Genomic DNA, 2,376 nt, shown 5'->3' with positions numbered 1-2,376 from the left:
CGGCCGCGGCACCCACCCCGCGAGCGGCCACAGGTGCCGCCTCCCGAACCCCCCGCCCGTCCCCACCGGGGCTCGTGCGGAGCGTGCCACCCGACCGGCCCGGCGGTGCCGGCATCGAGGGCCGGTGGAGGGCCGCGCCACGACGGTGCGGCCGTCGGCCTGCCGGTCACCGACGCGCTCAGCGCCGAACGACGTCACGGTCGACAGGCAGGCTCTGTCGCCTCGTGGGCACGGTGGACTCCTCCACCACCGAGGTCCCGGACCCCTCCCGGGGCGGCTGGGCGTGCTGCGCGCCGTCGGCGTCCTCGTCTCCGGCGCCCTGGCCCGCGCCTCGGAGGCGGTGCGCCAGGAGGAGGCCGCGCAGGACGTCGCGGCCGTCCCCACGCTCATCCGCGAGCTGACCACCGCCACCGGCGAGGAGCAGGCGCTCCGGGTGGCGCTGGAGACGATCCGGCGCGACTTCGACCGGCAGCACGGCTCGTTCTGGCGCCTGGCCGAACCCACCACCGGGTCCGGCCCCGCCTCCGGGCAGCACGGTGGGCAGCACGGTGGGCCCGTGCTGCGCTTCGAGCTGGAGTTCGGTGACGCCGGCGAGCAGTTCCGCCGGGTGACGCTGCAGGCCTCCTTCGTCGAGGGCGTCGGGCTCTCGGGGCGGGCCTGGGCGTCGAGCGGCGGGGCCCCGATCAGCCCGGCAACGACGTGGAGCCTCGGGCGGAGGTGGCGCAGCCCGGTGGATCGCCCTGGCAGGAGCGGTCGCCTCGAGCGCAGCACGCCTGTGCGCCTCCTGGTGCCTGCGTCCACCGCGTGCTCTGGACCTGCTTGCCTGGTGCCGGAGGTCGCACGCGATGCGATCAAGGCGTGCGGCTCCTTCGACCGCATGGAGGTCACCACGGCCGCGGCCCGCCGAGCGCCATAGCACCACGGAACTCCTCGAGCAGCTGCACCACAGCGCCGAGTCCACCCGCCGCCCCCCGGCAGCACCCCCACGGACCCGATGCAGGACGTTCGACCGGGTCAGTCCGGCCACGTCGACACCCGGCGGGACCAGCAGCAGGTGCAGCGCGGTGGACCGCTCAGCGACCCGGCGCGGTGAGCGCCCGGCCAGCACGTCCGCAGGGGCAGCACGGGCCGGGGAGGCGCCGGCGCCGAGCCGCAGGGGCTGCAGCGGTCGCCGGTCAGCCTCGTGCAGGTGCACGAGGCTGACCGGAGGGGGCGGGCGCACGTGCTGCCGCGGCGTGAGCGGCGGTGCTCCAGCGGTTGCGGTGGCTGCAGGCTCGTGAGCAGGTCCTGCACGGCTGTGGGCAGCGAAAGCGCCGTGACCACGCCAAGGTGGAGGCGGCCGGTTCCCAGGTCTGGTCCATCGCCGTCCTCCCTCCTCGATGAGCTGCAAAGCCTGAGACAGCAAGGGTGAGCGGCGGTCCGGGCGGCGAACGGGTCCTCACCCACTCCACGGCCATCCCGCGATACGGACGCGATCACGACTGGCTGCGACTTCGCGCTCGTGTCGATGACCGCGCCGCGGGCGAGGCGTCGTGCTGGGCCACAGCTCGATCCGCTCCCGCACCGCTGGTGGCGCCACCTCGGACTCGCCGGCCAGCGTCCACGGCACTGGAAGGGGCTCAGGCCACGATCCGGTCGGCGGTCAGCTTGCGCTCGGCGCCGGCCAGCAGCTCACCCAGTCGTACAGCCGACAAGGGCGAGCCGGCGTCGGGGGCGGGCAGCTGGGGACCCCGGCCGGCACGCAGGTCGTCCACCATCTGCTGCCAGCCCCGCAGCACCGCCGCGGGGTCGGCCGCGTACGCCGGGGCGTAGGCGGCCGTCTCCGGCTCGAAGCGCCAGCTCTGCGACAGCGGACCGGCATCGACGGTGTCGAACCCGAGACGATCGATGAGATCCGCCGCCTCCATCCTGGCCGCCGCGTCGTTGCCGGCGATGGGCAACGCCGACCGGTCGGCTGCTCCGGCCGGCCGGGCCAGGGCGGGGATGTGGAAAGCGGCGATGTTGTTGAAGGCCTTGACGGTGCGGGCTCCGACGAGGTGGGCCTGGACCAGCTCGGACGTCGTGGTCAGCCCCGAGTCCAGGTCCTCGATGTGCCCGTCGCGGGTGGCGTAGTAGTTGATGGTGTCCAGGACCACCTTGCCCCGCAGGGCTGCGACGGGTAGGGAGCGGTAGGCGGTCAGCGGGACGGCGACCACGACCTGGTCCCCGGCCCGGGCCGCCTCCTCCGGAGTCGCCGCGTGTGCGTCTTCGCCGAGGTCACCCACCGTTTCCGTCAAGGTCTGTGGACCCCGCGAGTTCGACAGGACCACCTCCATCCCCGCCGCGAGGGCGAGTCGTGCGATGGCCGTGCCGATGCTGCCGCTGCCGATGATGCCC

The 2,376-nt window shown here is 74.6% G+C and carries 2 protein-coding genes; one reads left to right on the top strand and one right to left on the bottom strand.

Features of this window, described 5'->3' with window-relative positions:
- Nucleotides 1-283: 283 nt before the first annotated feature.
- Entirely contained in the window at nt 284-916 is a 633-nt protein-coding gene (locus GTQ99_RS22245; protein ID WP_166617860.1) for a hypothetical protein, read from the top strand.
- Nucleotides 917-1,619: 703 nt separating this feature from the next.
- On the opposite strand, the gene GTQ99_RS22240 is transcribed toward GTQ99_RS22245, so the two are convergent.
- Nucleotides 1,620-2,376: NADPH-dependent F420 reductase (locus GTQ99_RS22240; RefSeq protein WP_205708026.1), on the bottom strand; the 757-nt coding region annotated here is incomplete at its 5' end.

The sequence above is a fragment of the Kineococcus vitellinus genome (genome assembly GCF_009906315.1).
In the GTDB taxonomy this organism is placed as follows: domain Bacteria; phylum Actinomycetota; class Actinomycetes; order Actinomycetales; family Kineococcaceae; genus Kineococcus; species Kineococcus vitellinus.
This window is presented reverse-complemented; position numbering and strand designations above follow the sequence as displayed.